This is a genomic window from uncultured Brevundimonas sp., from assembly GCF_937870815.1.
In the GTDB taxonomy this organism is placed as follows: Bacteria; Pseudomonadota; Alphaproteobacteria; order Caulobacterales; family Caulobacteraceae; genus Brevundimonas.
Genome location: NZ_CALMZS010000052.1, coordinates 1 through 2,467 on the forward strand (window position 1 = coordinate 1; position 2,467 = coordinate 2,467).

At 73.3% G+C, this 2,467-nt stretch carries 4 protein-coding genes; all 4 read right to left on the bottom strand.

Going from position 1 to position 2,467, the window contains the following annotated elements; translation table 11 throughout:
• Window positions 1–990: fumarylacetoacetate hydrolase family protein (locus Q0588_RS03355; protein WP_298743770.1), on the bottom strand; the 990-nt coding region annotated here is incomplete at its 3' end.
• A 41-nt stretch (window positions 991–1,031) separates the two neighbouring features.
• Window positions 1,032–1,739 (bottom strand): hypothetical protein, encoded by a 708-nt coding sequence (locus Q0588_RS03360; RefSeq protein WP_298743772.1) that lies wholly within the window; start codon window positions 1,737–1,739, stop codon window positions 1,032–1,034.
• A 113-nt stretch (window positions 1,740–1,852) separates the two neighbouring features.
• The gene (locus tag Q0588_RS03365; RefSeq protein ID WP_298743774.1) at window positions 1,853–2,131 is read right to left on the bottom strand and encodes a hypothetical protein; all 279 of its coding nucleotides are present in this window, start codon (window positions 2,129–2,131) and stop codon (window positions 1,853–1,855) included.
• Window positions 2,122–2,467 (bottom strand): isoprenylcysteine carboxylmethyltransferase family protein (locus Q0588_RS03370; RefSeq protein ID WP_298743776.1); only part of this gene is annotated, 346 nt, incomplete at its 5' end. The genes Q0588_RS03370 and Q0588_RS03365, both read right to left, overlap by 10 nt.

Below are 2,467 nucleotides of genomic sequence, written 5' to 3' on the forward strand. Positions count from 1 at the left end.
CTGTTCGATGGCGCCGAAGATCGAGTGGTGGTGGTCGTCGAGCATCTCGATGCGGACGGTGTCGCCATACCTGAGGAAGGGGGTTTCGGGCTTGCCGCGCAGGAGGGTCTCGACGGTGCGGACCTCGGCGATGCAGGAGTAGCCGAGGCCGCCCTCGCTGACCGGCCTGCCGGGCCCGCCGTCGGCGTCGCGGTTGGAGACGGTGCCCGAGCCGATGATGGTCCCGGCGCAGAGGTTCCGGGTCTTCGCCAGGTGGGCGATCAGGGTCCCGAAGTCGAAGGTCATGTCGACGCCGGCGTCGGCCCTGCCGAAGTCCTGGCCGTTGAGCTGGACGTTCAGTTCGCCCTTCAGCCTGCCGTCGACCCAGCGGTCGCCGAGCGCGCGGGGGGTGACGAAGACCGGCGACAGGGCCGAGGCCGGTTTGGACTGGACGAAGCCGAAGCCCTTGGCCAGTTCGGCCGGGATCAGGTTGCGCAGCGACACGTCGTTGACGAGGCCGACCAGGCGGATGCGGGTCAGGGCCTCCTCGCGCGACACGCCCCGGGGCACGTCGCCGGTGACCACCACCACCTCGGCCTCGAGGTCGCAGCCCCAGCTCTCGTCGGCCAGGGGGATCGGGTCGCGCGGGGCGAGGAAGCCGTCGGAGCCGCCCTGGTACATCAGCGGGTCGGTCCAGAAGCTGTCGGGCATCTCGGCCCCGCGCGCCTGACGCACCAGGGCGACGTGGTTCACATAGGCCGAGCCGTCGGCCCACTGATAGGCCCGCGGCAGGGGCGAGGCGGCCTCGCGCTCGTGGAAGCGGCCGCGCGGCACGCCGCCGTGCTCGAGGCTTTCGGCCAGGGCGCGCAGGTCCGGCTCGACCCGCTCCCAGTCGTCCAGCGCCGCCTGCAGGGTCGGGGCGATCAGGAAGGCGTCGGTGAACCAGGCGAGGTCGCCGGAGACGAGGACGAGGCGACCGTCGCGACCGTGCTTGAGCGAGGCGAGTTTCATGCCGCAGGCCTAGACCGTTTCCAGCGATGGGGAAACCCGGCTCAGGGGCCCGACAGCTCCCGGTGCGCCTCGCGCAGCTCGGCGACCCGCCTGTCCTTCTCCCGCCAGTGCTGGTTCAGGGCGGCGATGGCCAGGCGCATCGTGCTCAGCTGGTTCCGGGGCGACGGCGGCGGAGGAGGGGGCGGCGGGGACGGCGGAGGCGCGGGCGGGCTCGGCGGCGGCGGCGCGCTGACATTGACGATCGTCACATTCCCGGAGGCGGCTGAGGCGGAAGCGGCCGCGGCGGCCGCGCCCGGGGCGTCGCCGTCGGCCTCGGCGTCCGCCGACGGCGGGGCCGCGGCGCCGGCCGGGGTCGATGCGGGCGCCGTCGCCGGCGGCGCCGGGGGCGGCGTCCCGGCGACAGCCTTGCGCAGCTCCTCCAGCGGCCCCGACAGGCCCCTGGCCAGGGCGAGCGTGCGGCCGAGCCGGCCGTCGATCACCGACAACACCTGCTGCGCCTGATCCAGCAGCACCCCGTCGTGGGCCTGCATCGCCTGGCGGAGGGCCTTGTCGATGGCCTCCCAGATCTCGACGGCGGCGTCGGGGCGGCGATGGGACCGGCCCTGCCCCAGCCACCAGCCGAGGAGGGCGGCGAGCGCGATCGCCAGCAGCATGGCGCTCCAGAACATCGGACCGGCGCCGATCATGATGGTCGGATCGAGCGGGGCGCCGGCCGAATCGACGCCGGCGAAGTCGTCGCCGTAGGACATGGGGCTCCCCGCTGGAACGACCGCCGTTCGCGGACGGCGCATCTTGCCCCGACCGCCGCGCTTGGCAACGGTAAAGGTTAACGGCGGGAGCGGATTCGCCCGACGCGGGAAACTCAGCCCCGGTCCGGGGTGATCAGCGCCTTGGCCTCCGCCCCGGTGCGGGCCCCGACGTCGCGGACCTCGACCTCGATGGAGACCGCCCCTTCCGGCTCGTGCGCCCACAGGTAGCGGCGCTCGATCTCGACCTCGCGGCCCGACGGGGCGAAGCCGGTGAAGCTGTCGCCCCACGGGGTGATGGCCCTGATCTCCGGCCAAGCCAGGGCGCAGGCGGCGTCCAGCTCCTCCATGGCCATCAGCGACAGCTCGTCGCGCCGATCGGGGGCTACAGCCATCGGCGCACCCGGGCGCGGTAGGCGTCGTAGCCGGCGCCGAATTTGGCGGACAGGTAGCGCTCCTCGCGCTGGATCACGAAGCGGTCGATGACCCACAGGCAGGGGATCAGCAGCAGCAGGACGAGGACGCTGTCCATGGCGACGGCGAGGCCGGCGTAGGTGATGGCGAAGCCCAGGTAGATGGGGTTGCGGCTGAAGCGGTAGAGGCCGCCTGTGGCGAGGACGGTGGTCGGCTTCCACGGCTGGACGGCGGTGCCGAGGCGGCGGAAATAGCCGGCGGCGGCGCCGTCCAGCAGCAGGCCGCCGATGATCAGCGGCAGGGCGACGATGCGGCGG

Excerpts from the sequence above, each read along its gene's own strand:
- Q0588_RS03360 (WP_298743772.1), bottom strand. The coding sequence starts at position 1,739 with ATGTCCTACGGCGACGACTTCGCCGGCGTCGATTCGGCCGGCGCCCCG.
- Q0588_RS03365 (WP_298743774.1), bottom strand. The coding sequence starts at position 2,131 with ATGGCTGTAGCCCCCGATCGGCGCGACGAGCTGTCGCTGATGGCCATG.